Origin of the sequence: Actinoplanes sp. GCM10030250 (assembly GCF_042666575.1) — a bacterium.
Taxonomy (GTDB): Bacteria; Actinomycetota; Actinomycetes; order Mycobacteriales; family Micromonosporaceae; genus Actinoplanes.
Genome location: NZ_JBHTDO010000004.1, coordinates 175,893 through 201,955, shown reverse-complemented (window position 1 = coordinate 201,955; position 26,063 = coordinate 175,893). Strand labels below are relative to the sequence as shown.

The 26,063-nt window shown below is 70.2% G+C and carries 21 protein-coding genes; 13 read left to right on the top strand and 8 right to left on the bottom strand.

The annotated features are described in order from the left end of the window. Window positions 1-9: 9 nt before the first annotated feature. The 5 genes from ACFQV6_RS08805 to metH all read left to right on the top strand — a co-directional run bounded on the left by ACFQV6_RS08805 (window position 10) and on the right by metH (window position 8,197). The gene (locus tag ACFQV6_RS08805; protein WP_378026863.1) at window positions 10-915 is read left to right on the top strand and encodes a carbohydrate ABC transporter permease; all 906 of its coding nucleotides are present in this window, start codon (window positions 10-12) and stop codon (window positions 913-915) included. A 48-nt stretch (window positions 916-963) separates the two neighbouring features. Continuing rightward, window positions 964-1,818, top strand: a complete 855-nt coding sequence (locus ACFQV6_RS08800; protein WP_378026862.1) for an aldo/keto reductase — start codon at window positions 964-966, stop codon at window positions 1,816-1,818. Between the two features lie 8 nt (window positions 1,819-1,826). Then, window positions 1,827-2,816 (top strand): L-glyceraldehyde 3-phosphate reductase, encoded by a 990-nt coding sequence (mgrA, locus tag ACFQV6_RS08795; RefSeq protein ID WP_378026968.1) that lies wholly within the window; start codon window positions 1,827-1,829, stop codon window positions 2,814-2,816. A 30-nt stretch (window positions 2,817-2,846) separates the two neighbouring features. Beyond that, the gene (locus tag ACFQV6_RS08790; protein WP_378026861.1) at window positions 2,847-4,484 is read left to right on the top strand and encodes a bifunctional 3'-5' exonuclease/DNA polymerase; all 1,638 of its coding nucleotides are present in this window, start codon (window positions 2,847-2,849) and stop codon (window positions 4,482-4,484) included. Between the two features lie 116 nt (window positions 4,485-4,600). Continuing rightward, complete coding sequence (gene metH / locus ACFQV6_RS08785) at window positions 4,601-8,197, top strand: methionine synthase (protein WP_378026860.1); 3,597 nt, start codon at window positions 4,601-4,603, stop codon at window positions 8,195-8,197. Between the two features lie 679 nt (window positions 8,198-8,876). Here metH and ACFQV6_RS08780 read toward each other — a convergent pair. Both ACFQV6_RS08780 and ACFQV6_RS08775 read right to left on the bottom strand, forming a co-directional pair. Then, on the bottom strand, window positions 8,877-9,698 hold the full coding sequence (locus ACFQV6_RS08780) for a metal-dependent hydrolase (protein WP_378026859.1): 822 nt from the start codon (window positions 9,696-9,698) through the stop codon (window positions 8,877-8,879). Window positions 9,699-9,799: 101 nt separating this feature from the next. After that, window positions 9,800-10,234, bottom strand: a complete 435-nt coding sequence (locus tag ACFQV6_RS08775) for a DUF1707 domain-containing protein (RefSeq protein ID WP_378026858.1) — start codon at window positions 10,232-10,234, stop codon at window positions 9,800-9,802. A gap of 195 nt (window positions 10,235-10,429) precedes the next feature. On the opposite strand from ACFQV6_RS08775, the gene ACFQV6_RS08770 reads away from it, so the two are divergent. Together ACFQV6_RS08770 and ACFQV6_RS08765 are read left to right on the top strand one after the other, a co-directional pair. Then, a complete protein-coding gene (locus ACFQV6_RS08770; protein ID WP_378026857.1) occupies window positions 10,430-11,665 on the top strand; it encodes a sensor histidine kinase in 1,236 nt (411 codons plus the stop codon). Next, complete coding sequence (locus ACFQV6_RS08765) at window positions 11,662-12,336, top strand: response regulator (RefSeq protein WP_378026856.1); 675 nt, start codon at window positions 11,662-11,664, stop codon at window positions 12,334-12,336. Before ACFQV6_RS08770 ends, ACFQV6_RS08765 begins: the two co-directional genes overlap by 4 nt. Window positions 12,337-12,343: 7 nt before the next feature. On the opposite strand, the gene ACFQV6_RS08760 is transcribed toward ACFQV6_RS08765, so the two are convergent. Together ACFQV6_RS08760 and ACFQV6_RS08755 are read right to left on the bottom strand one after the other, a co-directional pair. Further along, window positions 12,344-12,838 carry an NUDIX domain-containing protein gene (locus ACFQV6_RS08760; RefSeq protein ID WP_378026855.1) on the bottom strand — a complete coding sequence of 165 codons (495 nt, stop codon included), beginning with the start codon at window positions 12,836-12,838 and terminating at the stop codon, window positions 12,344-12,346. Between the two features lie 23 nt (window positions 12,839-12,861). Then, a complete protein-coding gene (locus ACFQV6_RS08755; protein WP_378026854.1) occupies window positions 12,862-14,775 on the bottom strand; it encodes an amylo-alpha-1,6-glucosidase in 1,914 nt (637 codons plus the stop codon). Between the two features lie 117 nt (window positions 14,776-14,892). Here ACFQV6_RS08755 and ACFQV6_RS08750 point away from each other — a divergent pair, with 117 nt between their 5' ends. The 4 genes from ACFQV6_RS08750 to ACFQV6_RS08735 all read left to right on the top strand — a co-directional run bounded on the left by ACFQV6_RS08750 (window position 14,893) and on the right by ACFQV6_RS08735 (window position 19,262). Continuing rightward, the gene (locus ACFQV6_RS08750; protein WP_378026853.1) at window positions 14,893-17,517 is read left to right on the top strand and encodes a glucosidase; all 2,625 of its coding nucleotides are present in this window, start codon (window positions 14,893-14,895) and stop codon (window positions 17,515-17,517) included. Window positions 17,518-17,597: 80 nt separating this feature from the next. Continuing rightward, window positions 17,598-18,266 carry a CDP-alcohol phosphatidyltransferase family protein gene (locus ACFQV6_RS08745; protein ID WP_378026852.1) on the top strand — a complete coding sequence of 223 codons (669 nt, stop codon included), beginning with the start codon at window positions 17,598-17,600 and terminating at the stop codon, window positions 18,264-18,266. After that, window positions 18,263-18,829 (top strand): hypothetical protein, encoded by a 567-nt coding sequence (locus ACFQV6_RS08740; RefSeq protein ID WP_378026851.1) that lies wholly within the window; start codon window positions 18,263-18,265, stop codon window positions 18,827-18,829. The genes ACFQV6_RS08745 and ACFQV6_RS08740 overlap by 4 nt, the downstream gene beginning before the upstream one ends. Before the next feature lie 28 nt (window positions 18,830-18,857). After that, complete coding sequence (locus ACFQV6_RS08735; RefSeq protein ID WP_378026850.1) at window positions 18,858-19,262, top strand: VOC family protein; 405 nt, start codon at window positions 18,858-18,860, stop codon at window positions 19,260-19,262. A 3-nt stretch (window positions 19,263-19,265) separates the two neighbouring features. Here the strand turns inward: ACFQV6_RS08735 and ACFQV6_RS08730 are convergent, their stop codons facing one another. Beyond that, complete coding sequence (locus tag ACFQV6_RS08730; RefSeq protein ID WP_378026849.1) at window positions 19,266-19,538, bottom strand: hypothetical protein; 273 nt, start codon at window positions 19,536-19,538, stop codon at window positions 19,266-19,268. A 142-nt stretch (window positions 19,539-19,680) separates the two neighbouring features. Between ACFQV6_RS08730 and trpB the strand changes: the two genes are divergently transcribed. Beyond that, entirely contained in the window at window positions 19,681-20,862 is a 1,182-nt protein-coding gene (gene trpB, locus ACFQV6_RS08725; protein ID WP_378026848.1) for a tryptophan synthase subunit beta, read from the top strand. Next, window positions 20,859-21,656 carry a tryptophan synthase subunit alpha gene (gene trpA / locus ACFQV6_RS08720; RefSeq protein WP_378026847.1) on the top strand — a complete coding sequence of 266 codons (798 nt, stop codon included), beginning with the start codon at window positions 20,859-20,861 and terminating at the stop codon, window positions 21,654-21,656. Before trpB ends, trpA begins: the two co-directional genes overlap by 4 nt. Before the next feature lie 258 nt (window positions 21,657-21,914). Here the strand turns inward: trpA and ACFQV6_RS08715 are convergent, their stop codons facing one another. The 3 genes from ACFQV6_RS08715 to ACFQV6_RS08705 form a co-directional block, all read right to left on the bottom strand. Continuing rightward, window positions 21,915-22,493, bottom strand: a complete 579-nt coding sequence (locus ACFQV6_RS08715) for a DsbA family protein (protein WP_378026846.1) — start codon at window positions 22,491-22,493, stop codon at window positions 21,915-21,917. A 103-nt stretch (window positions 22,494-22,596) separates the two neighbouring features. Next, window positions 22,597-23,571, bottom strand: coding sequence for a hypothetical protein (locus ACFQV6_RS08710; protein ID WP_378026845.1), 975 nt, complete (start codon window positions 23,569-23,571; stop codon window positions 22,597-22,599). 442 nt (window positions 23,572-24,013) lie between these two features. Continuing rightward, the gene (locus ACFQV6_RS08705) at window positions 24,014-25,957 is read right to left on the bottom strand and encodes an anthranilate synthase family protein (protein ID WP_378026844.1); all 1,944 of its coding nucleotides are present in this window, start codon (window positions 25,955-25,957) and stop codon (window positions 24,014-24,016) included. Window positions 25,958-26,063 lie beyond the last annotated feature (106 nt).

Here is a 26,063-nt window from a genome sequence, read left to right as displayed (position 1 = left end):
GACGAGACGATGACGAACATCACGAGCACCAAGCCCAGCACCGGTACGGTGGCCGCGGCCCCGGCCAAGGCTCGCAAAAGCGTCAACCCCCTGGGCGGCGTGGCGCACCTGGCCCTCGTCCTGTGGGCGCTGGCCACCGTCGGCCCGCTGATCTGGGTGCTGCTGGCCTCGTTCAAGAGCAACGAGGAGATCTTCCTCGGTACGCCCTTCGCGCTGCCCGAGAACTACTCGCTCGACTCCTACACGGGAGCCTGGAGCGAGGCGAACATCGGCCAGTACTTCCTGAACAGCGTCTTCGTGGTGGCGATCAGCACGGCCGGCACGATGCTGCTCGGCTCGATGGCCGCCTACGTTCTGGCCCGCTACAAGTTCGTCGGCAACCGGTTCATCTACTACCTGTTCGTCTCCGGGCTGGCCTTCCCGACCTTCATGGCGCTGGCACCGCTGTTCGGCATCGCGCAGTCGCTGAACCTGCTGAACTCGTACTTCGGGCTGATCCTGATCTACATCGCCTACTCGCTCTCGTTCACCGTCTTCTTCCTCGTCGCGTTCTTCCGCACGCTGCCGCACGAGATCGAGGAGGCGGCGACCGTCGACGGTGCCGGGCACCTCCGCCGGTTCTTCCAGATCATGATGCCGATGGCGAAGTCCGGCCTGATCAGCATCACGATCTTCAACATCGTGGGCCAGTGGAACCAGTACCTGCTCCCGGTCGTGATCATGCAGGGCGCCGGCTCGGAGTCGAAGTGGGTGCTCACCCAGGGCATCGCGAACATCAGCGTCTCGGCCGGTTACCAGGCCGAGTGGGGACAGCTGTTCGCCGCGCTGACCCTGGCGATCCTCCCGATGATCGTGGTCTACGCGGTGTTCCAGCGGCAGATCCAGGCGGGCCTGACCGCGGGCGCCGTCAAGTAGGCCGGATTCGCCTGTTGTACCCGGCGTCCACCGGGTACACCTGAGGTCATGAAGACCCGACACATTGGTGACGTAGAAGTCAGCGCGATCGGACTCGGCGGCATGCCGATGTCGATCGAGGGACGACCGGACGAGGAACGCTCGATCCGTACGATCCACGCCGCCCTCGACGCCGGCATCACCCTGATCGACACCGCTGACGCCTACCACCTGCACGCGGACGAGGTCGGGCACAACGAGTCGCTGATCGCCCGTGCCCTGGCGAGTTACGGCGGGGACACGTCCGGCGTCCTGGTCGCGACCAAGGGCGGGCACCTGCGGCCGGGTGACGGCAGCTGGACGTTGAACAGCTCACCGGAGTATCTGAAGCAGGCCTGCGAGGACTCGCTCAAGCGCCTCGGCGTCGACAGCATCGGCCTCTACCAGCACCACCGGCCGGACCCGAAGGTGCCCTACGCGGACTCGATCGGCGCGATCCGCGACCTGCTCGACGCCGGCAAGATCCGGATGGCCGGCATCTCCAACGCCAACCCCGCGCAGATCCGCGAGGCGCGGGAGATCCTCGGCGGGCGCCTGGTGTCCGTGCAGAACCAGTTCTCGCCGGCGTTCCGCTCCTCCGAGCCGGAGCTGGAGCTCTGCACCGAGCTGGGCATCGCCTTCCTGCCCTGGTCACCGTTGGGCGGGATCAGCCGGGCGGCCGAGCTGGGCGGTCACGCCGCGGCCTTCGCCGCGGTGGCCGAGAGGTACGGCGTGAGCCCGCAACGGGTCTGCCTGGCCTGGCACCTCGCCAAGTCGCCGATCACCGTACCGATCCCCGGCGCCAGCCGCCCCGAGTCGATCACCGACTCCGCGGCCGCCGCCGATCTCGTCCTGACCGCCGACGACCTCGCGGAGATCTCCTGATGCCGGAGATGGAGTACCGCCGCACCGGCCGCAGCGGCCTGAAACTGCCCGCCGTCTCGCTCGGCCTATGGCACAACTTCGGTGACGACAAGCCCCTGGAGACCCAGCGCGCCATCCTGCGCCGGGCCTTCGACCTGGGCATCACGCACTTCGACCTGGCCAACAACTACGGCCCGCCGTACGGCTCCGCCGAGCAGAACTTCGGCCGGATCCTCGCCACCGACTTCCGGGATCACCGCGACGAGCTGGTCATCTCCACCAAGGCGGGCTACGACATGTGGCCCGGCCCGTACGGCGACTGGGGTTCCCGCAAGTACCTGACCGCCTCCCTGGACCAGTCCCTGAAGCGGATGGGCCTGGACTACGTCGACATCTTCTACTCGCACCGCTTCGACCCGGAGACGCCGCTCGAGGAGACGATGGGCGCGCTCGACGCCGCGGTGCGGGCCGGCAAGGCGCTCTACGCCGGCGTCTCCAGCTATTCACCGGCGAAGACCGCCGAGGCCGCCGCGATCCTGCGCGGGCTCGGCACACCGCTGCTGATACACCAGCCGTCCTACTCGATGCTGAACCGCTGGATCGAGGACGGCCTGCTGGACACCCTCGAGGACGCGGGGGCGGGTTGCATCGCGTTCTCCCCGCTCGCGCAGGGCATGCTCACCGACCGCTATCTCGACGGCGTGCCGGAGGGCTCCCGGGCCAGCGAGGACAAGTCGCTCAGCACCGACCTGCTCAGCGACGAGAACCTCGACAAGATCCGGGCGCTGAACACCATCGCCGAGCGCCGCGGGCAGAGCCTGGCCCAGCTGGCCATCGCCTGGGTGCTGCGGGACCCGCGGATGACCTCCACGGTCATCGGTGCGAGCAGCGTCGCCCAGCTCGAGACGAACGTCGCGGCACTGGAGAACACCGCGTTCAGCGACGACGAGCTGGCCGGGATCGACAAGTATGCGACCGACTCCGGCATCAACCTCTGGGCGCGGTCCAGCCGGCAGTGAAGTGTCATACCCCCGGGTGAGAATGGCGGCGTGCTGGTAGCTGTCTCTCCCGATCCGGACGGCCGCGGTGGCCGGCTGGCGGAGTTGTCCGCCGGTTCGCCGCCGCGGCATGTCGGTGATCTCGCGCGGGCGGTCGCCGAGCGGGAGGCAGCCGACCATCCGCGCTGGATCTGGGCGGCCACCTCCGACCTCTATCCGGCGATGCTGCGCGCCGGCGTGCGGGTGGCCCGCTGCCACGACCTCGAGCTCACCGAGGCGCTGCTGCTCGGGCACGCCGGGCGCTGGGGCGAGCCGCGCGGTCCGGCGGCGGCGCGGGCCCGGGCGCACGGCCTTCCGGTGCCGCCCGACGCGTTGCGTCCCGACGCCGAGCCGCCGGGCTTCGCGCAGGGCGCTCTTTTCGAGACGGTCACCGCGCCGACCCTGGAAATTCAAGACCTCCTCGAGGTGTACGAGGATCAGCAGCGCCGCATCACGGAGACACGTCATCCCGGCCGGTTCCGGCTGCTCGTCGCCGCCGAGTCGGCCGGGGCGCTGATCGCCGCCGAGATGGGCCACACCGGGCTGCCGTGGCGTGCCGATCTCCACGACCAGCTTCTCCGCGAGCTGCTCGGCCCGCCGCAGCCGGTCGGCCCGCCCCGCCGCCTCGCCGAGCTGACCGCCGAGATCAACGCCGCGTTCGGCGTGCGCGGGCTGCATCCCGACTCACCCGCCGAGGTGGTGCGCGCCTTCGCCCGAGCCGGCGTCGACGTGCCGAATACGCGGGCGTGGGTGCTGCGCGGCGTCGACCACCCGGCGGTCGCCCCGCTGCTGGAGTTCAAGGAGCTCTACCGCATCTGGACGGCGCACGGCTGGTCCTGGTGCGACGCGTGGGTGCGCGACGGCCGCTTCCGCTCGGAATATGTGCCGGGTGGTGTCGTCTCCGGCCGCTGGGCCTCCCGGGGCGGCGGTGCGCTCCAGGTTCCCAAGGTGGTCCGCCGGGCGGTCGTCGCCGACCCCGGCTGGCGGTTCGTGGTCGCCGACGCCGGCCAGCTCGAGCCCCGGGTCATGGCCGCCGTCTCCGGTGACGAGCGGCTGGCGCGCGCCGCCGCCGAGGGCGATCTCTACGCGGCCCTGGCCACCGACTCGTTCGGCGGCGACCGGGCCAAGGCGAAGGTCGCCCTGATCGGCGCGATGTATGGGCAGACCGGCGGCGACGCCATCCCGGCCCTGGCGGTGCTGCGCCGGCAGTACCCGACGGCTTTCGAGTTCGTGGAGGCCGCCGCGCGGACCGGGGAGGCCGGCGGTCTGGTGCGGTCCTGGCTCGGGCGGACCTGCCCGCCGGCTTTCGTCTCCTCCGATGCGGGCCTCGACCCCCCTGATGAGGTGGCACCACCACCCGGTCGAGCGAGGGGCCGATTCACCCGAAACTTCGTGATTCAGGCCACGGCCGCCGAGTGGGCGCTGGTGCTGCTCGCCACATTGCGCACCGCGCTGGAGGGCACAGCGGCCGAGCTGGTGCTCTTCGTGCATGACGAGGTTGTCGTGCACTGCCCCGCTGAGCAGGCGGAAAGCGTCGTCGCGGCAGTTCAGGAGAGCGCGGTGACGGCCGGGCGCCTGCTCTTCGGGACCACCCCGGTCCGTTTTCCGGTGGATGTCTCAGTGGTTGGTGCCTACAACGACGCCAAGTGAAAGGGTGGGTATCGTTAATGCTCCGGCCGAGAGGCGCTGCAGCGGGCCACCCGTCACGCTCGACCGGTGAACATCCCGAAACAAGGGCGCCTCCGACATTCTCGGAGGTGTTTCTGTTGGCTCAGACCGTCGACAAGCTGCGCGAGCTGCTCGCTGAGCGGATCCTGGTGCTGGACGGCGCCTGGGGCACGATGCTCCAGGGCGCGAGCCTCACCCCGGCTGACTACCGCGGTGACCTGATCCCGGCGGATCATCCGAAGGACGTCACCGGCGACCCCGACCTGCTGATCCTGACCCGGCCGGACGTCATCCTCGACGTGCACCGGCAATATCTGGCGGCGGGCGCCGACATCACCACCACCAACACGTTCACCGCCACCAGCATCGCCCAGGGTGACTACGCTCTGGAGCACCTGGTTCGCGACATGAACGTGCAGGGCGTACGGCTCGCCCGGCAGGCTGTCGACGAGGCCACGGCCCGCGACGGGAAACCCCGGTTCGTGGCCGGCTCGGTCGGCCCGATGAACGTCACGCTCTCCATCTCTCCCAAGGTCGACGACCCGGCCTTCCGGGCGGTCACCTTCGACCAGGTCAAGTCGTCGTACGAGGAACAGATCTCGGCTCTCGCCGAGGGCGGCGCCGACCTGCTGCTGATCGAGACGATCTTCGACTCGCTGAACGCGAAGGCGGCGATCGCGGCGGCTCGCGAGGTGGCGCCCGAGCTGCCCCTCTGGATCTCGCTGTTCCTCGACATCTCCGGGCGGACCCTCTCCGGTCAGACCGTCGAGGCGTTCTGGCGGTCGATCGAACGAGCGAAGCCCCTGGTCGTCGGCGTGAACTGCTCGCTGGGCGCGGCCGAGATGCGCCCGCACGTGGCCGAGCTGGCCCGCCTCGCGGATGTCTTCGTCGCCTCCCACCCGAACGCCGGCCTGCCCAACGCCTTCGGCGGTTACGACCAGACACCCGAGGAGACCGGGCAGTTGCTGGGCGGTTTCGCCGCCGACGGTCTGGTCAACCTGATCGGCGGCTGCTGCGGCACCACGCCGGCGCACATCGCGGCGGTCGCCTCCGCGGTGGCCGGCGCGGCACCGCGCGTCGTCGTGCCGTCGCAGCCGACCACCCGGTTCAGCGGCCTGGAGCCGTTCGAGATCGGCCCGGACACCGGGTTCGTCATGATCGGCGAGCGGACCAACGTCACCGGCTCGGCCAAGTTCCGCCGCCTCATCGAGGCCGACGACCACCAGGCCGCCGTCGACGTCGCCCTCGAGCAGGTCCGCGGTGGCGCCAACCTGCTCGACGTGAACATGGACGCCGACCTGCTCGACAGCGAGCGGGCGATGACCACCTTCCTCAACCTGATCGCGACCGAGCCCGAGGTGGCCCGGATCCCGATCATGATCGACAGCTCGAAGTGGTCGGTCCTCGAAGCCGGCCTCAAGTGCGTCCAGGGCAAGGGCGTGGTCAACTCGATCAGCCTGAAGGAGGGCCCCGAGCTGTTCCTCCAGCAGGCCCGCAAGATCCGCGAGTTCGGCGCCGGCGCGGTGGTGATGGCCTTCGACGAGCAGGGCCAGGCCGACACCCGCGACCGCAAGGTGGAGATCTGCGGCCGGGCCTACGACCTGCTGGTCGGCGACGGCTTCGACCCGACCGACATCATCTTCGACCCCAACGTGCTGGCCGTCGCGACCGGCATCAGCGAGCACAACGGGTATGCGAAGGCGTTCATCGAGGCCCTCCCGCTGATCAAGCAGCGCTGCCCCGGCGCCCGGACCAGCGGCGGCATCTCGAACCTGTCGTTCGCCTTCCGCGGCAACGACGTGGTCCGCGAGGCCATGCACTCGGCGTTCCTGTTCGCCGCGGTCAAGGCCGGCCTGGACATGGGCATCGTCAACGCCGGGCAGCTCGCCGTCTACCAGGACATCCCCGCCGAGCTGCTGGAACTCGTCGAGGACGTGATCTTCGACAGGCGCCCGGACGCCACCGACCGCCTCGTCACGTTCGCCTCCACGGTCACCGGGTCCGGCGCCAAGCGCGAGGTGGACCTCTCCTGGCGGGACGCACCGGTCGAGAAACGCCTCAGCCACGCTCTGGTGCACGGCATCGTCGACTTCATCGAGGCCGACACCGAGGAGGCCCGGCAGACGCTGCCCCGGCCCCTCGACGTCATCGAGGGCCCGCTCATGGACGGTATGAGCGTCGTCGGCGACCTGTTCGGCTCCGGCAAGATGTTCCTGCCCCAGGTGGTCAAGAGCGCCCGGGTGATGAAGCGGTCCGTCGCCTACCTGTTGCCCTACATGGAGGACGAGAAGGAGGCGGGCTCACGCGGCCAGGGCAAGGTCGTGCTCGCCACGGTCAAGGGCGACGTCCACGACATCGGCAAGAACATCGTCGGTGTGGTGCTGGGCTGCAACAACTACGAGGTGATCGACCTCGGCGTGATGGTGCCGACGGCGAAGATCCTGGACACCGCGGTCACCGAGGGCGCCGACGTGATCGGCCTCTCCGGGCTGATCACTCCGTCGCTGGACGAGATGGTCGCGGTCGGCGCCGAGATGCAGCGGCGCGGGCTCAAGCTGCCGCTGCTGATCGGCGGGGCCACCACGTCGAAACAGCACACCGCGGTCCGGATCGCGCCGGCCTACGACTCGCCGACCCTGCACGTGCTCGACGCGTCCCGGGTGGTCGGTGTCGTCTCCGACCTGCTGGACCCGGGCCGTGCGCAGAAACTCGACGAGAGCAACCGGGCCGAGCAGGAGCGGCTGCGCGAGCAGCACGAGAAGCGGCACTCGCAGCCGTTGCTCACCCTCGCCCAGGCGAGGGCCAACCGGGAGGCGGTCGCGTTCGGCGAGCTGCCGGTGCCGGCTTTCACGGGGGTACGGGAGATCGCGCCCACCATCGCCGAATTGCGCCGCATGATCGACTGGCAGTTCCTGTTCCTGGCCTGGGAGCTCAAGGGCAAGTACCCGGCGATCCTCGACCAGCCGGTCGCCCGTGAGCTGTTCGACGACGCCAACACGCTGCTCGACCAGATCATCGCCCGGGGCTCGTTCCAGGCCCGTGGCGTCTACGGGTTCTGGCCGGCGCACTCCGACGGCGACGACATCCTGCTGGATAACGGCTTCTCCTTCCCGATGCTGCGCCAGCAGACCCAGAAGCCGGCCGGCCGCGCCAACCGCTGCCTCGCCGACTACATCGCCCCGTCCGGCGACCACCTCGGCGGGTTCGCCGTCGCGATCCACGGCGCCGACGAGCTGGCCCACCGCTACGAGGCCGAACAGGACGACTACCGGGCCATCATGGTCAAGGCCCTCGCCGACCGGCTCGCCGAGGCGTTCGCCGAGTACCTGCACCTGAAAGCCCGCCGCGAGTGGTTCGAGCCGGGCTCGCAGCCGGCCCTGGAAGACCTGCACGCGGAGCGGTTCCGGGGGATCCGCCCGGCCCTGGGCTACCCGGCCTGCCCGGACCACAGCGAGAAGCGCGAACTGTTCGAGCTGCTCGGCACGTCGTCGATCGGCGTGCACCTGACCGAGTCGTTCGCAATGATGCCGGCGGCCGCGGTGAGCGGGTTGATCTTCGCGCACCCCGAGTCGAAGTACTTCACCGTGGGACGCCTCGGCCGCGACCAGATCGAGGACTATGCGGCCCGCCGCGGCATGCCGATGCCCGAGGTCGAGCGCTGGCTCCGCCCCAACCTGGCCTACAACATCGACTGACCCCCTCGACTCCCGCCCGATCCGAACACCTTTCGGCGCGGACGCCCACGGAGGCTCGAGCGCGGACTGCCGCAGCGCGGACTGCCGCGGAGGCTCGAGCGCGGACTGCCGGAGCGCGGACTGCCGCGGAGGCTCGAGCGCGGACTGCCGCAGCGCGGACTGCCGCGGAGGCTCGAGCGCGGACTGCCGCGGCTCGGACTGCCGCGGCTCGGGCTGGGCGTGAGTGCTGCCTCAACGGCCGTGAGGCAGCACCGGGAGCCAGCTGGATCACCGTTCGGTCACCCCGGCTGGCGCTGAGCGGTGCCTTGCGGCCGAAAACACCCCGCTGGGTGCCAGCTGGGTTGTCCGGCTGGGCGTGAGGGGGGTCTTGCGGCGGGAAGTGCCCCGCTGGGTGCCAGCTGGGTTGCTCGGCTGGGCGTGAGCGGTGCCTTGCGGCCGAAAACACCCCGCTGGGTGCCAGCTGGGTTGTTCGGCTGGGCGTGAGGGGGGTTTTGCGGCCGGAAATGCCCCGCTGGGTGCCAGCTGGGTTGTCCGACTGAGCTCAGCCCGGCGGGCGCGGCAAAGGCGGGAGTGGGCAGCCCGCCGGCGTTGTAGTAGGAGAGCTGTGATTGGACCGTACAAAAAGAAGTTGATCTTTGATTGGGCCCGGCATGGGGGCCTGGATTTGGTCCGGGAGGTCTTATTTGCTCGCCCAGACGTCTAGGTTGAAGCGTTCCAGGACTCCGGGGACGAAGAGGCCGGCGATGGAGAGCAGGGAGATCACGGTGAAGGCGGTGCGGAGGACGACCACCTCGACCTTGCCGCCTACGCGGACTGCCATGCTGTTCGGGATGCCGATCATCATCCACATGCGGCGCTTGATCGGAATCGGCCACAGGATCGGTACGCCGTTCTTGGTGATCATGTCGCCGAGGATGTGGACGAAGCAGCCGACGCCGACGGCTAGTCCTAACAGGGGGTAACCGCGGTCGCTCGGCAGGTTGGCGCCGGTGAACCAGGCTATGACGCCGGAGGCGAGGGTGACGATCACCCAGCCGGCGCGTTCCGCCCACTCGTCGAAGAGGCCGCGCAGTGCCAGGCCGGCCATGAAGAAGACGATGCCGACCACCGCCCACTCGCCGAATCGGGCGCAGAGGGCGGTGGTCGCCCAGGCGATCAGGGCGCAGAACGGCAGGGTGTGCGTGAAGGTGCGGTGACCGTTGTCGCGGCGCGGATCACGCTTCAGCTTGGTGGCGGTGTAGACGCCGAGCGAGAACTTCTCGACGACTTCGGCTACGAAGAGTGAGAAAACGCCGAAGGTGCGCGCGACGGTGGCGCCACCCTGGTTGCGTGTCACCTTGCCGGACATGTCCAGGTCGGGCAGAAGCGCGCCACCAGCGCAGATCGCCGTGCCGACGGCCACCTCCAGCGGTGACTGGCTCACGTTCGCGAAATGATCGAGCGCCCAACTGCCGGCGAGCCAGGCGGCAGCCCCCGAGAGAGCGTGCGACGGACCCATCATGTGCCTTGTCCCTCCCCGAACAAACTCGGCCACTCTGGCAGAGCCGACGGGGAAGATCAACGACCGTCGCGTCCATGTCGGAGCGCTGTCGTCCTTGAGGATCAGAGGTGACCGTGGCGGCCGACCGTGTACTCGAGACGGTAGCGGCCGTAGCGGGCGTGTTTGATCAGGCCGATGACCAGGAAGGTCAGCGGGATGACCGGCCAGAAGAACTGGGCGCCGGAGAGCAGCCACACGCCGGTGAGGACACCGGCGAGGACCAGGATGAAACTCGCGTGCCGCTGCAGGGACCGGCGTGTCGCGGCGCGCGCCTGCGGGGTGTGGGCGAGGGCGTGCCGGCCGCCGTCGGGGAGATCGGCGGTGAGCGGTCTGAGCTCGTCGCGATACTTCGCCGCGTACGACGAGGCGAGCCGCTCCTCACCCTCGGTCAGGTCCAGGCGGCCCTCGGCCATGGCGGCTCGCAGGATCTCGGCGACCTGCTCGCGCTCCGTGTCGGAGGTCCGCAGCCGGGTCGCGGGGGCTTCGTTCGGGTTCATGTCCACTCCTCGCTCGATGTCTGTCACCAGAGTGGGCTGTCCGGCCGTGCGGCGCGTCGGCCCGGTGGAGCATCCCTGGGGAGGGCCCGCGTACTCCCCGGGGCGTAGCGGGGGCCGCCGGCTGAGCCGCCGGAGGTACCCGGATGTGGTCCGCACGGCGATGCCGGGACCCGGCCGGTGCCGTAGTTTCGGCTCATGACGAAGCCCGCCGAACTGGGGATGCGGTTCGCCGCTGCCCGGGACGGGCGGCACGACCGCGGGCGCCGCCCGGAATGGCCGCCCGGCGCGGTGATCGTGGCGACCCTCTTCCACATGGTCGGCACCCACAACATGGCCGAGGACGGCCGGGTGTACGGCCCGATGAACTGCGCCGTCTACGCGATGCTGATGATCGGGCCGCTCGCCCTGTTCTGGCGCCGCCGTTCGCCGCTCGTCGTGTTCGCCGTCGCGGCCGTGCCGTCACTGATCTTCGCGACGCAGGCGGCACCGCACTTCCCATACGCGGCAGCACCCGCCATCGCGCTGTTCACCGTGTCCCGCCAGGGACGACTGCGGGCGGCGGCGATCGCTGCCGCGGTGGGCTACGCCTGCTACCTGCTTGTTGTCGTGGTGCTCGCCGATCCGCTCGGGCTGCCCCCGGGTACCCGCCCGACCTGGGGCCAGGCGGCGCTCGCCGCGATCGGGCTGGGCGGTGCGGTGGTCCTGGGCGCCGTCTCCAAGGTGCACTCCGAGCACCTCGCCGAGATCCACAAGGCGCGCGCCGAGCAGGCCCGCGCGAAGAAGGAGCAGGAGCGGCGGCAGGCGTCCGAGGAGCGGCTGCGGATCGCCCGGGAGCTGCACGACGTGCTCGGCCACCACCTGTCGCTGATCAACGTGCAGGCGGGTGTCGGGCTGCACCTGATGGACAACCGGCCGGAGCAGGCGCGGGAGGCGCTCACCGCGATCAAGAGCGCCAGTGCGGAGGCGCTGCGGGAGGTGCGGTCGGTGCTGGGTGCCCTGCGTACCGAGGGGGAGGCGGCACCGAGGCAGCCGGCGCTCGGGCTGAACCGGCTGGACGAGCTGACGGCGGGAGCGGGGATTCCGGTGCGGACCGTGGTGAACGGGGAACCGCGGGAGCTGCCGGCCGAGGTGGACCGGGCCGCCTACCGGATCGTGCAGGAGGGGCTGACGAACGTGCGGCGGCATGCGTCCGGGCCGGATCCGAAGGCGGAGGTCACTGTCGGCTACCTGCCGACGGCCCTGCACCTGTCGCTCCGCAACGGCGGGGTGCCGCCGGGGGAGCAGGACAGTGAGCCGGGCAGTGGGATCACCGGGATGCGGGCGCGGGCCGAGGCGCTGGGCGGCCGCTTCGAGGCGGGGCGCCTGCCCGGCGGCGGCTTCCTCGTGTCGGTGCTGCTGCCGGCACCGGGGAAATCGGAGGGGGACGGATGATCAGGGTGCTGCTGGCGGACGACCAGGCGCTGGTGCGGGCCGGGTTCCGGGCGCTGCTCGGCGCGGAGCCGGACATCGAGGTGGTCGGTGAGGCCGCCGACGGCCTCCAGGCGGTCGAGCTGGTGCGGGCGGCACGGCCGGACGTCGTCCTGATGGACATCCGGATGCCGGGGGTGGACGGCCTGGAGGCCACCCGCCGGATCGCCGCCGACGCCGCGCTGGCCGGGACCAGGGTGGTCATCCTGACGACGTTCGAGCTCGACGAGTACGTGTTCGAGGCACTGCGCACCGGCGCCTCCGGGTTCCTGGTCAAGGACACCGAGCCGGTCGAGCTGCTGCGGGCGGTACGGGTGGTGGCGGCCGGCGAGGCGCTGCTCTCGCCGAGCGTGACGCGGCGGGTGATCGGCGAGTTCGCCGGCGGTACCGGTCGCGGGCGGGAACCGGTGCCGGCACGCGAATTGGAGCAGCTCACCGACCGGGAGCGGGAGGTGATGGTGCTGGTCGCCGAGGGCCTGTCCAACGACGAGATCGCCGCCCGGCTGGTGATCAGCCCGGCTACGGCGAAGACCCACGTCAGCCGGACGATGATCAAGCTGGGCGCGCGGGACCGGGCGCAGTTGGTGGTGCTGGCGTACGAGGCGGGACTGATCCGCCCCGGCTGGCTCGCCTGACGGCGGCTCACATGCCGGGGATGATGCCTTCGCCCGGGGCGGCGAACCAGGGCGGTGCCTCTTCGGCCAGGGACGTGCGGATCCGGTGCCGGGCGAACGGGTTCAGCTCGGGCAGCGCGTCCAGCGCGAACCACTCGACAGCGAGCGACTCGGTGTCGTTCACCCGGGCCTCACCACCGATCGCGCGGCAGCGGAACCACGAGTTGACCATGTGGCAGTGGTCGCCGTTCTCATAGGTCACCTCGTGCAGGGCGAGCCCCGCCAGCCGTTCGATCCGGACCTGAACGGCCGTCTCCTCCTCGACCTCACGGACCACCGCGTCGGCCGGCTGCTCACCCGGGTCCATCATCCCGGCGATCAGCGTCCACCGGCCGTTGTCGCTGCGCTGGTGCAGCAGGATCTCGCCGATGTCGTTGAAGACCACGGCGGTCACCGTGGGGAACATGATCAGGCCGGGGCCGACCTTGGCGCGCAGGGCGGTCACGTATTCGGAGGCGGGCACGGCCCCGACCCTAACCGGGCTGGTCACATCGTGCGCACACGCAGGTTCTCCGCCACCGACCAGGCCTGGAAGGGACAGCCGGTCGCCTGGTGCGGCGCGTCACCGTCGGCCGTCTCCGAGATCGAGCCGAGGCCGTGCTCGGCCAGATGCGCCTCGATGTCGGTGAGCACGTCGCCGGCGTCCACCCCGAGACGCTGCCAGGCGCCGGCGTACGGGCCGGTGAGCCACGGCCAGACGGTTCCGGTGTGGTACGCGCTGTCCCGCTCCGCCGGCCCGCCCCGGTGCCTGCCGCGATACCCCGGTTCGCCGGGCGCCAGGCTGCGCGGCCCGAGCGGGGTGATCAGCTCCGCGCCGATCCGCTGGAGCGCCTCGCGGTCCGGCCGCAACGGCGCGTGCGGCAGTGACCAGGCGAGCAGCTGGTTGGGCCGGAGCGTCGCGTCGTCGCCGTTCGGGCCGTCGACCACGTCGTACAGCAGCCCGGACGGTGTCGGGAAGCGGCGGCTGAAGCCCTCCCGCGCCGAGGGGTACGCCTGTTCCGCCGCCCCCGGCGTGGTTCCGGTCCGCGCGGCCAGCTCCAGCACCGTGGCGAGCCCGTTCACCCAGAGCGCGTTCACCTCGACCGGCTTGCCCGCGCGGGCGGTCACCGGCACCCCGCCGACCCGGGCGTCCATCCAGGTCAGCGCCTCTCCGGCGGAGCCCTGCCGGAGCAGCCCGTCGGCCGGGTCGGTGCCGATGCCGTACCGGGTGCCGGCCAGGTGGTGGTTGACCACGTCACGCAGGGCCGGGAGCAGCTCGGCGGCCAGGTCGTCGTCGCCGGCCTCGGTCACGTGCCGGCCGACGGCGTGCAGGAACCAGAGCGTGCCGTCGGCGGTGTTGTACTCGACGCTGCCGGTGTCGGCGGTGTTCGCCAGCATGCCCCGGGACAGGGTGCCGGCGTAGGCCCGGAGCAGGTCGCGGCCGAGTTCGGCGCGGCCGGTGGCGAGGAACAGGCCCTCGTACGAGATCATCGTGTCGCGGGACCAGGCGCCGAACCACGGGTAGCCGGCGACCACGTCGGGGCCGGTCGCGGTGCGGACCACGAACGCGTCGGCGGCGAGCGCCAGGGCGGCCCGGGTGTCGTCGGCCGGTGCTGCCGCGGCGACCACATCGCGGTTGCGGGCGCGGGCGGCGGTGACCACAGTGGCCGGTCGGGGAGGGACGTCCTCGAGGTCGCCGGCCCAGGCGGACACCTCGTGCACCTGCCCGGGGCGGGACAGTTCGGTTCGGAAGCGTCCCGCGTACCAGAGGTCCTCGGTCGGTGGCAGGCCGCGCTCCGCCTCCGCGCGGTAACGCACGCCGCGGTACCACTCGCCGGTCATGGCGAAGCCGGGACCGCTCAGCCGGTACGCCTGCTCGACCACGCACCCGTCCGCGGTGACCGTCACCGCGGGTGGCGGACCGCCGGCCGTCCTCTCGCCGTGCGCGTCCCGCCAGGTGCAGAGCGCCTCGCAGGTGAGCGTGACCGGCCCGCCGGCGACCAGCCGGTGCACCACGCCGACAGCGGGCCGCCCGGCGACCGCGGCCACCTCGCGCTCGATCACCACGTCGCCGATCCGCCAGCGCCAGCGTGGCACGCCGTCGAGAAGGGTGAAACCGGCCAGGAACCGGTGCCCGTCCGGCGAGATCGCGCCGTCGGCCCATTGATGCACGCCGAGCCGCACCGTCGTACCGGAGGGCAGGGTGACCACGGCGTCGAGCGAGGCCAGCGCCAGGTTGCGGGCGACCGGAGTGCGCCCGGCGACCACCAGAAGTCCGTGGTAACGCCGTGTTCGCAGGCCGCTGACGGTTCCCATCGCATAGCCGCCGGCCCCGTCGGGTACGAGCCATTCGCGGGTGGCGCCCTCGGTGAGGCGGGCGCTGAGTTGCGGCCCGAACGCGATCGGACGAACGGTCGCCACGGTGGCGGAGCCTCCAAAACCGGCGGTGACTTACACACTTGACACATCTGCGTGACAGTCTCAGTGTGATCGACTCCGGGCCGAAATTCGGGTTGTGGGGGATATCGGGTTGTGGGGGTGAGAACGGACGTGTCGGAGCGCGTACGCCTGGCCCAGGCCGATTCCGGTGAGCAGCCGTGGCGCGCGTGGGGCCCCTACCTGGCGGAACGGGCGTGGGGCACCGTTCGTGAGGACTACAGCGAACACGGCACGGCGTGGGACTACTTCCCGCACGATCATGCGCGGTCCCGGGCGTACCGATGGAACGAGGACGGCATGGCCGGCCTCTGCGACGACCGGCAGACGTTCTGCTTCGCGCTCGCCCTGTGGAACGGTAAGGACCCGATCCTCAAGGAGCGGATGTTCGGCCTCGGCGGCGACGGCGGCAACCACGGCGAGGACGCCAAGGAGTACTGGTGGTACCAGGACTCCACACCGACCCACTCGTGGATGCGCTGGCGCTATCACTACCCGCAGGACGAGTTCCCGTACGACCAGCTGGTCGCCGTGAACGGCCGCCGTTCCCGCAACGAGGGCGAGTACGAGCTGGTCGACACCGGCATCTTCGACGAGGACCGGTTCTGGGCCGTGACCGTCGACTACGCGAAGGCGTCACCGGCCGACACCTGCATCGCGATCACCGTGTCGAACCGTGGCCCCGAGCCGGCCACCCTGCACGTGCTGCCCACCCTCTGGTTCCGCAACACCTGGTCGTGGGGGCTGCCGAACCGGGTGGCGCCGGCCATGAAGGGCTGGCCGGGCCGGTTGCACGGTGTGCACCGCTCGCTCGGCCACATCACCCTCGACGGGCCGGACGCCGCACCCGCGCTGATGTGCGACAACGAGACGAACTCGCAGCGGCTGTGGGGACTGCCGGGGCGGAGCTCGTTTCCCAAGGACGGCATCAACGACCACGTCATTCACGACATGCCGACGGTGAACCCGGGCGCCGTCGGCACCAAGGGCGCGCTGCACTATCGGCTGACGCTCGGGCCGGGCGAGGAACGTACCCTGCGCCTGCGGCTCACCCAGAGTGACCAGCCACTCGCGGAACCGGATCTCGGTGACGGCTGGTCCGCGGTGATGCGTGACCGGCGCGCCGAGGCCGACGAGTTCTTCGCCGAGGTGATCCCGGCCGCCGCCTCCGCCGAGGAGGCGTCCGTCGCCCGGCAGGCTGTCGCCGGGCTGATGTGGGGCAAGCAGTTCTACCACTTCGACGTGAAGCGGTGGCTCGTCGGCGACCCGGGCAACTCACCGCCACCGCCGGGCCGGCGCTACGGCCGTAACAACGGCTGGTGGCACATGAACAGCTTCGACGTGATCAGCATGCCGGACCCGTGGGAGTACCCCTGGTACGCCGCCTGGGACCTGGCCTTCCACTGTGTCAGCATCGCCCGCGTCGACCCCGGCTTCGCCAAGTCGCAGCTGCTCCTGCTGCTCCGCGAGTGGTACATGCACCCCAACGGGCAGATACCGGCCTACGAGTGGGCGTTCGGCGACGTCAACCCGCCGGTGCACGCCTGGGCCGCGCTGCGCGTCTTCGAGATCGACGGCTCCCGGGACTACGACTTCCTCTCCCGGATCATGCACAAGCTGCTGCTGAACTTCACCTGGTGGGTCAACCGTAAGGACGTCGGCGGCAACAACGTCTTCGAGGGCGGGTTCCTCGGCCTGGACAACGTCGGCCCGTTCGACAGGTCCGCCGCGCTGCCGGTCGCCGGTGTGCTCGAGCAGTCCGACGGCACGGGCTGGATGGCCATGTACGCGCTGAACCTGCTCGACATGGCGATCCTGCTGGCCCTGCACGACCGGGCCTACGAGGACATGGCCACCAAGTTCTTCGAGCACTTCACGTACATCGCCGAGGCCGCGTACCGGCAGGGCCTGTGGGACGACGAGGACAGCTTCTTCTACGACGTGCTGCGCCTGCCGGACGGCAACCGGGTTCCGCTGAAGGCGCGCTCGATCGTCGGCCTGCTCCCGCTGGCGGCCACCACCCGGCTCACCTCGGAGACCCTCAACCGGCTCCCGGAGATCAACTCGCGGGTCCGGTGGATGCTGCATCACCAGGGTGAGTTCGGTGACGTGATCAGTGCGCGGCGCCTGGGCGGCGCCGATCGGCGCCAGCAGCGCCTTCTCTCGATGGTGGGCCAGGATCAGCTGCTGCGCATTCTCGCGCGTCTGCTCGATCCCGAGGAGTTCCTTTCACCGTACGGGCTACGCACTCTCTCTCGCGCCCACTTGGAGAAGCCGTTCACGGTTTCGCTGGCCGGCTCCGACTTCACCGTGGGGTACGAGCCCGCGGAGAGCACCAGCGGCCTGTTCGGCGGCAACTCCAACTGGCGCGGCCCGGTCTGGATGCCGGTGAACTTCCTGCTGGTCCAGGCGCTGCGCGAGTTCGCCGAGTTCTACGGCGAGGACCTGAAGGCCGAGTACCCGACCGGTTCGCAGCGCAAGGCCGGGCTCACCGAGATCGCCGACGACCTGTCCCGGCGGCTGATCGGGTTGTTCCTGCCGGACGCCGACGGGCGGCGCCCGATCTACGGCGCGACCGAGCTCTTCCAGACCCACCCGGACTGGAAGGACCTGGTGGCGTTCCCGGAGTACTTCCACGGCGACAACGGTGCCGGGCTGGGCGCGTGGCACCAGACCGGCTGGACAGCCCTGGTGATCGACTTAATCTTCGACCTGCACGGCCGGTAGTCTTGGCGCGCCGGGGCTGCGGAAACTTGACACATTCGCGTTGAATGTCGTCACAGCGATCCGCGCGAGATGGGAACCGTATGCCTCCAACTGGTCCACCGGTCCAGCGGTCCCAGCCGTCGGCCGAGTCCCGGCACTGGGATCCGGGCCTGCTGGAGTCCGGGTCGGACGGTGCCCGCTTCAACCTTCCGAACGCGATCACGGCCCTGCGTACCATCGTGTCGGTCTCTTTCGCGGTCGCTGCGATCACCCAGGCCGACATGCGGTTCGCCGTCATCGCGTACCTCGTCTACTGGATCGGCGACGTGCTCGACGGTCTCGCCGCCCGCCTGCTCGACCAGGAGACCCGGTTCGGGGCGGTCTTCGACATCATCTCGGACCGCGCCTGTTTCGCCCTGTGCGGCGCGGCCCTCATGACGCTCCGACCCGACGCGGCGATCCCGATCACCGTGTTCCTGCTGCACTTCCTCGTGCTCGACTGCCAGCTCAGCCTGGTATTCCTGCGCTGGCCGATCGTCAGCCCGAACTACTTCTACGTGGTGCACCCCGGGATCTACCGGTGGAACTGGTGGCCGCCGGCGAAGGTGCTGAACACCACGGCGCTCGCTGTGGCGGTGCTCCTGCCCGTACCGATCTGGGTCGGAGTCGTGATCGGCCTGGCGGCGATGGTCGTCAAGGGCGTCTCGCTGGTTGCGGTCTCCCGCATCCCCGGCTACCTCCGCCCACCGGCCCCGCCGGCCCTGACGTGATCTCCGCGCTGCCGGCCGGGTCCGTCGGCGCGGACGTGATCTCGGTCCTGCTGCTGACCTTCGCGGTCGGGTTCGTGTCGTCGTTCTACCCCGGCCTGCCGGTCGAGCCCTACCTGATCGGGCTGATGGCCGCCACGAACCACAACGCGTTCCTGATGGGCGCCGTCGCGGGCGCCGGGCAGACCACCGGCAAGATGGGGATCTTCCTGGCCACCAGGGGAGCGGTCCGCGTACCGGCCCTGCGGACCTGGATCGACCGGCGCCGCAAGGAGCAGGCGGCGGCCGAGGAGAGGGGCGATCCAGGCCGTTGGTGGTCGCGCTTGGCAAAACGGCTTTCGGCGTACGCCCGGCGCATGATGCCGCTCGACCGGCCCTGGCTCGCCGCGCCGGTGATCCTGCTGAGCGCTGTGGTCGGCATACCGCCGCTGCTGCTCATGACGTTCGCGGCGGCCGCCACGACGATGAAGTCGTACGTTTTCCTGGCGGTCTGCCTGGCCGGCCGGTGCACCCGGCTGGTCGCGGTGGCGCTGACGCCCGCCGCCGCCGGTTTCCTGGTGACCTGAGATGATTTCGGATCACGGGGGTGAACCGATGGCAGGCATCGAGGCGTCGACACACGTACGGCTGGCGCGGCCGAGCCGGGACCTGGCGGCGGCCGAGCGTTTCTACGCCGGCGCCCTGGGCCTGGACGTGCTGTATAGAGCGACGGCCGGCGGGCCCGGCGAGCACGATCTGCTGATGGTCGGCCGGGCCGGCGCGGCATGGCACCTGGAACTCGTCGCCGGGCCCTCGCCGGCTCCGTCCGAGCAGGACCTGCTGGTGCTCTACCTGGACGGGCCGGTGCCGGAGGAGCTGCTCAACCGGCTGGTCGAGGCCGGCGGGCGGCGGGTCTCGCAAGGGCCGTACTGGGATCAGTGGGGCGTCACGATCGCCGACCCGGACGGATACCGCCTGGTGCTCTCCACCAGGCGGTGGCACAACACTCCGCTGACCTGATTCTCAGTTCGCCCGCGCCACGATCTCCTCAGCGACGTGGCGCAGCTGGCTGTGGTCGGGGTTGAATCCCGCGGCGATGTCCGGGTGCAGTCCCGCCTTCGCCTGCTCCAGGAGCATGTCGGTCACCTGCTCGACGCTCTCTCCGTCGTACCCCTGCTGGACCTTGACGGTCGCGGCCTGGAGCGCGGAACTGAGCTGTTCCTCGAGGGGACCGCGCAGCTTCTGCTCCACAGGGTTGAGCGACTGCGGGTCGAGGGTGACGTGCGGCTCGGCCAAGGTGCCCTCCCGAATGAGATCTCTGACGCGGCCGGGATACCCGTCTCGGCGCAGCCGGTAAACCCTCGTCACTCCGCCGTGCCACTGTTCTAGAACAGTATGCTATACATGGTTCACTGTTCTAGAACTCCAGGGGGTTACCGTGGATCAGTTGGTACGTGCCGACGCTCGCCCTCCGTCCGGGCTCGGCCGATTCGGCGAGTACGGCGGACGCTTCGTCCCCGAGTCCCTCGTCCCCGCCTGCGACGAGGTCGAGCGGGCGTTCGCCGAAGCCTGGGCCGACCCCGCCTTCCACGCCGAGTTGCACCACATCCTCTCGGTGTACGTGGGCCGCCCCACCCCGCTGACCCCCGCCGCACGCCTCTCCGCCGAACTGGGCATCACCCTGCTGCTCAAGCGCGAAGACCTCACCCACACCGGCTCCCACAAGATCAATAACGTGACCGGCCAGGCCCTCCTGGCCCGGCGAATGGGCAAACGCCGCCTGATCGCCGAGACCGGAGCCGGCCAGCACGGCGTCGCCACCGCCACCGCCGGAGCACTGCTCGGCATGGACGTCACGGTGTTCATGGGCGAACGCGACATGCAACGACAGGAACTCAACGTCTTCCGCATGAAGATGCTCGGCGCCGAGGTGATACCGGTGACCGCCGGCAGCCGCACGCTCAAGGACGCGTGCAGCGAGGCGTTCCGGCACTGGGTGACAGCGGTCGAGGACTCCTACTACTGCCTCGGGTCGGCGCTGGGCCCACACCCGTACCCGTGGATGGTCCGCCAGTTCCAGCGGGTCATCGGCGACGAGGCGCGGGCGCAGTACGCCGGTGTGATGTCGTCGGCCACCCCCGACTTCGTGGTGGCCTGCGTCGGTGGCGGCTCCAACGCGGCCGGCACGTTCGCCGGATTCCTGGACACCCCCGCACGCCTGATCGGCGTGGAGGCCGCCGGGGGTGCGGCGATCAGCGCGGGCCGCAACGGGGTGCTGCACGGCTTCGTGTCGAAGGTGCTCCAGGACGAGCACGGGCAGATCGAGGAGGCCCACTCGATCTCGGCCGGCCTGGACTATCCGGGGGTGGGTCCGGAACACGCGTACCTGGCCGACATCGGCCGGGCGACGTACGTGACCGCGTCCGACGACGAGGTGGTGGCGGCGACGCACCGGCTGGCGCGGGCGGAGGGAATCCTGTGCGCGCTCGAATCGGCGCATGCGGTGGCGTGGGTGCTGCGCGCGGCCGCCGACGGGACGATCCCTCAGGGGGCGACGGTGGTGCTGACGCTTTCCGGCCGTGGCGACAAGGACATGGCGACCCTGATGGAGCTGTCATGACCAGCCTTTCTCCCGTTACCGCCGACGTTTTTTCTGCGGCCGGTGTTCCTTCCGCGGTCGGGGCTTCGAAGATGCTCGTGCCGTATGTGACCGCCGGCGTCACACCGGGATGGACCGACCTGCTGCGTGCCTCGGTCGACGCGGGCGCCGACGCGATCGAGCTGGGACTGCCGTTCTCCGACCCGACAATGGACGGCCCGGTCGTCCAGCAGGCGTCCTACCAGGCGTTGTGCCGAGGAGCGACCGTCACGGGAATCCTCGACGAGGTGTCCCGGCTCGAGCTGGGCGTGCCGCTGATCGCCTTCGCGTACACCAACCTGGTCGTACACCGCGGACCGGACACGTTCTGCGAGGCCCTGCGCGAGGCGGGTCTGACCGGCCTGATCGCACCCGACCTGCCCATCGACGAGGCCGGCCCGGTCCGCGAAGCAGCCGCCCGCCACGAGATCGACATGATCCTGCTGGCGTCACCGTCCACCCCACCACAGCGAAGGGCACAGATCGCAAGACAGAGCCAGGCCTTCGTGTACGCAGTGAGCGTCATGGCCCCAACCGGCGAACAGACATCCTTACGCTCGTCCGGCCGCGACCTGGTCCTGGCGTTGAAATCCGAGACAGACTTGCCGGTACTGCTGGGTTTCGGCATCTCCGGCCCAGCCCAAGCAGCCACCGCCTGCGAACACGCCGACGGCGTCGTGGTGGGCTCGGCCCTCATGCGCCGAGTGTTGGACGGCGCGACCCCGACCGAGATCGGCACCCTGCTGTCCACCATGCGCACCGCCATCGACACCTGACTCGTCCGCTCGCGGTCCCTGTCGCCGGGCTCCGCCGCGGACCCTCTCGCCGGGCTCCACCGCGGGTTCCGCCGCGAGTTCCGTCCGGGTTTCGTCACGGAACCCGCGGCGGGTTCCGCCGCGCGGTTCCTGCGGGTTCTGAGGTGCGGCGGCGGGCGGCTGAGCCCGCCGCCGCACGTCTCTCAGCTGCGGCTGTGCTGCAGTGACGCTCAGCCGCTGTGCTGCAGTGACGCTCAGCCGCCGCGCTTCAGGTCGTGCTCAGCCGCGGCCACGCTTCAGCTCGAAGAATGAGTCGAGGCGGATCAGGGTGGCCGTCGCATCCCAGATCGCCAGTGACTCCTCGATCGCCGGCACCTCGCTGATGATCGGCCCGTGCAGCCCCCGCGTGACGCCCTCGACCTGCAGCACCGGCGAGCCGATGCCCGGCCCGGCGAGCGCCATCGCGGCCTCGTGCGACTCCCGCACCGACTCGTCCCACGACGGGTCGTCGAGGATCACCGCCGCCTTCTCCACACCGGCAGCGTCGGCAGCCGCGTCGACGATCTCGTCGCTCATCCCGGCGCCGGCCTCATGCGTACGGTTCCCGAGCTCGGTGTAGTAAACCGCCAGCTGGTTCTGACGACCGTCCGCCTTCAGAGCCGCGACCAGCCGCAGCGCCCGGCTCGACGCGGCGACCATGGCACGGTACTGCTCCGGCACGCCGTCGCCGTTCAGAATCGCCAGGCTGAACGGGCTCCACCGCACGGTGAGCCCCCGTTCCGGGGCGACCGCGAGCAGCCATCGGGAGGTGCGCCAGGTGAACGGGCATCCCGGATCAAAGTAATAGATGACCTCCATACGTCGATCTTAGGAGCTTCCGAGACAACACGACCGCACCCCAGCCCCCGAAACCGGCAATCCCCGCTCACACTCCGCGAGGGCCGGCGCTGGATGTCCGTGGTCAGGCGGCGTGGGAGGAGGGGTGGGTGGCCTCCCAGCCGGCGGCGCGGAGGGCGGCCTTGAGGTCGGTGATGACCTCGTGAGGGCGGTGGCGCACCACCCAGCCGGGAAAGCGGAGGAGTCGCACGCCGCTTATGGCGACCTCATTGCCTGTTCTCATGTCGGCGAACCAGTCGGTGACCTCCATGTGCTGGGAGCCGTCGATCTCGACCTGGACGCGCCACTGGTCGAAGAAGACGTCGCGGTATCTGGTGCGGCCGGAGCGGTCGCGGCGCACGGCCTGGCGGGTGGGGGATGGGAGACCGGACTGCTTGCACAGGCGGAGGAACTCGATCTCGTAGACGGACTCCGAACCGCCGCCGGCGTCGGTCACCGCGGCCTCGATGAGTGGGCGCCGGCGGAGCCTTCGGTTGGTGGTGAGGAAGAGCCGGGCCTGCTCGGGGGTGACCAGCCGCTGCTGGAAGGAGGCGGCGATCGTGGCGATGGCGGTCGTGTCGGTCATCGCCCACTGAGCTGCGTCGATCATGGAGCGGACGGCGACGGTGCACGGGGGTGAGGCTGTCAGGCAGGCTTCGTCACGGTGCAGATAGCGGGTGCGGTGGACGACCACGTCATGGGGTGGATCACGGTCGGTGTAGCGGGCTGGGCGGATCACGTGGATCGGCTCGTTGTCGCCGTCGCGGGATCTCGGGATCCTCAGCCCCAGGACTCGAAGGGCTGTCGGGCCGCCGAGCAGGGCGGCTCGGCCGTTGCCGACTCCGAGGGCGGCGATCCACAGGCGTTGCTGCCGGGTGATCGGGCCGGTGTGCGTCAGGTAGATGCCGCGGTGCACCCGTCGCCACCGTTGTGAGGCGATGCGGTGGACGATCGCGCTCTGGCTGAGGTGGCGGCGGGCCTGGCTCCAGGCGAGCACCCCCTCCTGGCGTTGGCTCAGGCTGGTGAGGGCTGCGTCCCGGGCGGGTGGGGTGGTCGGCATCGATCCAGCATTGCCGCTTTTCCGGGCCCGTGGTGGGCCCTGTGGACAACGACAGCGAACACCAGCGCACACGTTGGAGTTGCGTGTGCGCTGGTAGAGCCCCTGGCGTGGGTGAAAGCGCACGGAACCCCAATGTGCGCATCTATCGACGCTGCGAGCACCCTGCGAGCAGTGATTAACGCACGCGGTGCGCGCCAACCCGCGCCAGGAGCGCATACGCGAGAGGCGCAGAAGCGGGGCGGCGGGCGACGCGGCGGGGAGAGGGTGCGGCGGGAGGAAACGCGCGGGGGAGAGGGTGCGGCGGGAGGAAACGCGCGGGGGAGAGGGCGCCGCGGGAGAAGCGCGGCGGGGGGAGGGCGCGGCGGGAGAAAGCGGTGCGGGAGAAAGGGCCGGTGGCCCAAGGTGAGGCTCTCGATCGCCTTGGACCACCGACTACTTTTTGCTACCCGCTAATTGCCGGACTAATCACGTCTGACAGCAACTCCGGAAGAAGGTCCCGGAGTACGTCCACCCCGTCCCGGCTCAGCACCGACTCCGGATGGAACTGCACGCCCGCAAACCGGCCTCCGCGCAACGCGTGCACCGTCCCGTCCGCGGCATCCCGGGCCACCGCCACCGGCCCGAACGGCGAGCCGAACACGACCGACGAACCGGACGCAGGCGAAGAACCGGGCGAAGAACCGGGCGAAGAACCGGGCGAAGAACCGGGCGAAGAACCGGGCGAGGAACCGGGCGAGGAACCGAAGCCCGACGGAGGGCAAACTGCCGAGAAGCTCGAATAGAACCCCACCCGCCGCACCGCCCCGAACAGATCCACGTCCCGAGCCACCCCCTGATAGGGCACCGACCTCCGCTCGAGCGCCAACCCCAGCACCGAAGCCAGAATCTGCTGCCCCAGGCAAACCCCGAAAACCGGCCGCCCCGCCGCCAGCAACGATGACACCAATTCCCGCAGCACCGCCATCTTCGGCGCCGGCGATGCCGGATCCCCAGGTCCCGGCCCTACCACGACAAGATCCGCCGTCGGCACCGAAGCGGTCCACGGCACCACCGAGACGACCAGCCCGAGGGCCTTCAGTTGGTGGGTCAGCATCGCCGTGAACGTGTCTTCCGCATCGACGACGACCACTGTGCGGCCTTTCAGGGAGGGCATCTCCAGGGCGCCCGGCGCCCGTGAGTCCAGCCAGAATCGGGCCAGTTCGTCGTTGCGGGACGCGAGCAACTGCTGAACTTCGGGGGAGCGCGCGTCCGCCCGTACCGAAGAAGGGGCCGCCGCCGAAAAGCCCAGCGCGGCCAGCACGCCCGCCGCTTTGGTGTGTGTTTCGGCGACCTCGCCCGCCGGCGTCGAATGACGGACCAGCGTGGCACCGACAGGTACTCGGAGAATGCCGTCGGGCGTGATTTCGGCGGTGCGGATGAGGATCGGCGCGTCGAGGGTCTGCCGGCCGGTGGAATCGTGGTCGAGAAGGGCGAGTACGCCGGCGTAGTAGCGACGGCCGCGGCGTTCGTGGCGGGCGATGACCCGGCACGCGTTCTCGATCGGGCTTCCGGTGACGGTGGGCGCGAACATGGTTTCGCGCAGCACCTCGCGCACATCGAGCGATCCGCGTCCGGCCAGCAGATATTCGGTGTGGGTGAGGTGTGCCATCTCCTTGAGGTAGGGGCCGGCGACCTGCCCGCCGTGCTCGGCGACCTTGGCCATCATCTTGAGTTCCTCGTCGAGGACCATGTAGAGCTCCTCGATCTCCTTGGGGTCGCGCAGGAAGTCGAGGAGCGAGCCGGATCCGTTACGGAACGTGCCGCTGATCGGGTTCATCATGGTGATGCCGTCGGTGACGCTGACGTGCCGCTCGGGTGTCGCGCCGACCAGCGTGCGGGTGCCGGTGTGCACGAGGAACGTCCAGTATGTGCCCTGTTCGGAGGCGAGCAGCCGGCCGAAGGCGGCGCGTGCGGCATCGACCGGGTCGCCCTCGACGGTGGCCAGGTAGGTGCGGTGGATGACGAAGTTGGCACCCTCGCCCCGGCCGATCTCGTCGCGGAGCACCTCTTCGACGAGTTCGCCGTACTCATCGTCGGAGATGTCGAAGCCGCCGTCACGCAGGGTCAGCGGCGCGGGCGGGAACGCCGACAGCGGTTCCTTGGCCGACGATCGGATCAGCAGGCATTCCAAGGGCGTGCCGTCGTCGACGCAGTCGAAGCCGCGTTCGGCGATCTGGCGGTAAGGGATCAGTGCGAGCGTGGGGCCGATCGGGATGTCGGCGAGCTTGTCCACCGTGATGATCTCGCCGGTGAGCACTTCGACGTGGTCGGCACCATCGCGATGGAGCAGGGCGAAAGGCATGGCTTCCTCTTCCGGGACTCGGCGGTGCCGACCGAGTCCGGCCATGCAAAACGGCCGCCTCGGTGAGGCGGCCGCGGTGGTTACGCGCGGGGGATGGATCCGCCTGTCAGGCGGGCCACCACATGGTCATTCTCGCGCGCATGACGGTGAG

Coding starts and splice junctions, on each gene's coding strand:
- ACFQV6_RS08805 (WP_378026863.1), top strand. CDS start 10: ATGACGAACATCACGAGCACCAAGCCCAGCACCGGTACGGTGGCCGCG.
- ACFQV6_RS08800 (WP_378026862.1), top strand. CDS start 964: ATGAAGACCCGACACATTGGTGACGTAGAAGTCAGCGCGATCGGACTC.
- mgrA (WP_378026968.1), top strand. CDS start 1,827: ATGGAGTACCGCCGCACCGGCCGCAGCGGCCTGAAACTGCCCGCCGTC.
- ACFQV6_RS08780 (WP_378026859.1), bottom strand. CDS start 9,698: ATGATGGGTCCGTCGCACGCTCTCTCGGGGGCTGCCGCCTGGCTCGCC.
- ACFQV6_RS08775 (WP_378026858.1), bottom strand. CDS start 10,234: ATGAACCCGAACGAAGCCCCCGCGACCCGGCTGCGGACCTCCGACACG.
- ACFQV6_RS08770 (WP_378026857.1), top strand. CDS start 10,430: ATGACGAAGCCCGCCGAACTGGGGATGCGGTTCGCCGCTGCCCGGGAC.
- ACFQV6_RS08765 (WP_378026856.1), top strand. CDS start 11,662: ATGATCAGGGTGCTGCTGGCGGACGACCAGGCGCTGGTGCGGGCCGGG.
- ACFQV6_RS08745 (WP_378026852.1), top strand. CDS start 17,598: ATGCCTCCAACTGGTCCACCGGTCCAGCGGTCCCAGCCGTCGGCCGAG.
- ACFQV6_RS08735 (WP_378026850.1), top strand. CDS start 18,858: ATGGCAGGCATCGAGGCGTCGACACACGTACGGCTGGCGCGGCCGAGC.
- trpA (WP_378026847.1), top strand. CDS start 20,859: ATGACCAGCCTTTCTCCCGTTACCGCCGACGTTTTTTCTGCGGCCGGT.
- ACFQV6_RS08715 (WP_378026846.1), bottom strand. CDS start 22,493: ATGGAGGTCATCTATTACTTTGATCCGGGATGCCCGTTCACCTGGCGC.
- ACFQV6_RS08710 (WP_378026845.1), bottom strand. CDS start 23,571: ATGCCGACCACCCCACCCGCCCGGGACGCAGCCCTCACCAGCCTGAGC.
- ACFQV6_RS08705 (WP_378026844.1), bottom strand. CDS start 25,957: ATGGCCGGACTCGGTCGGCACCGCCGAGTCCCGGAAGAGGAAGCCATG.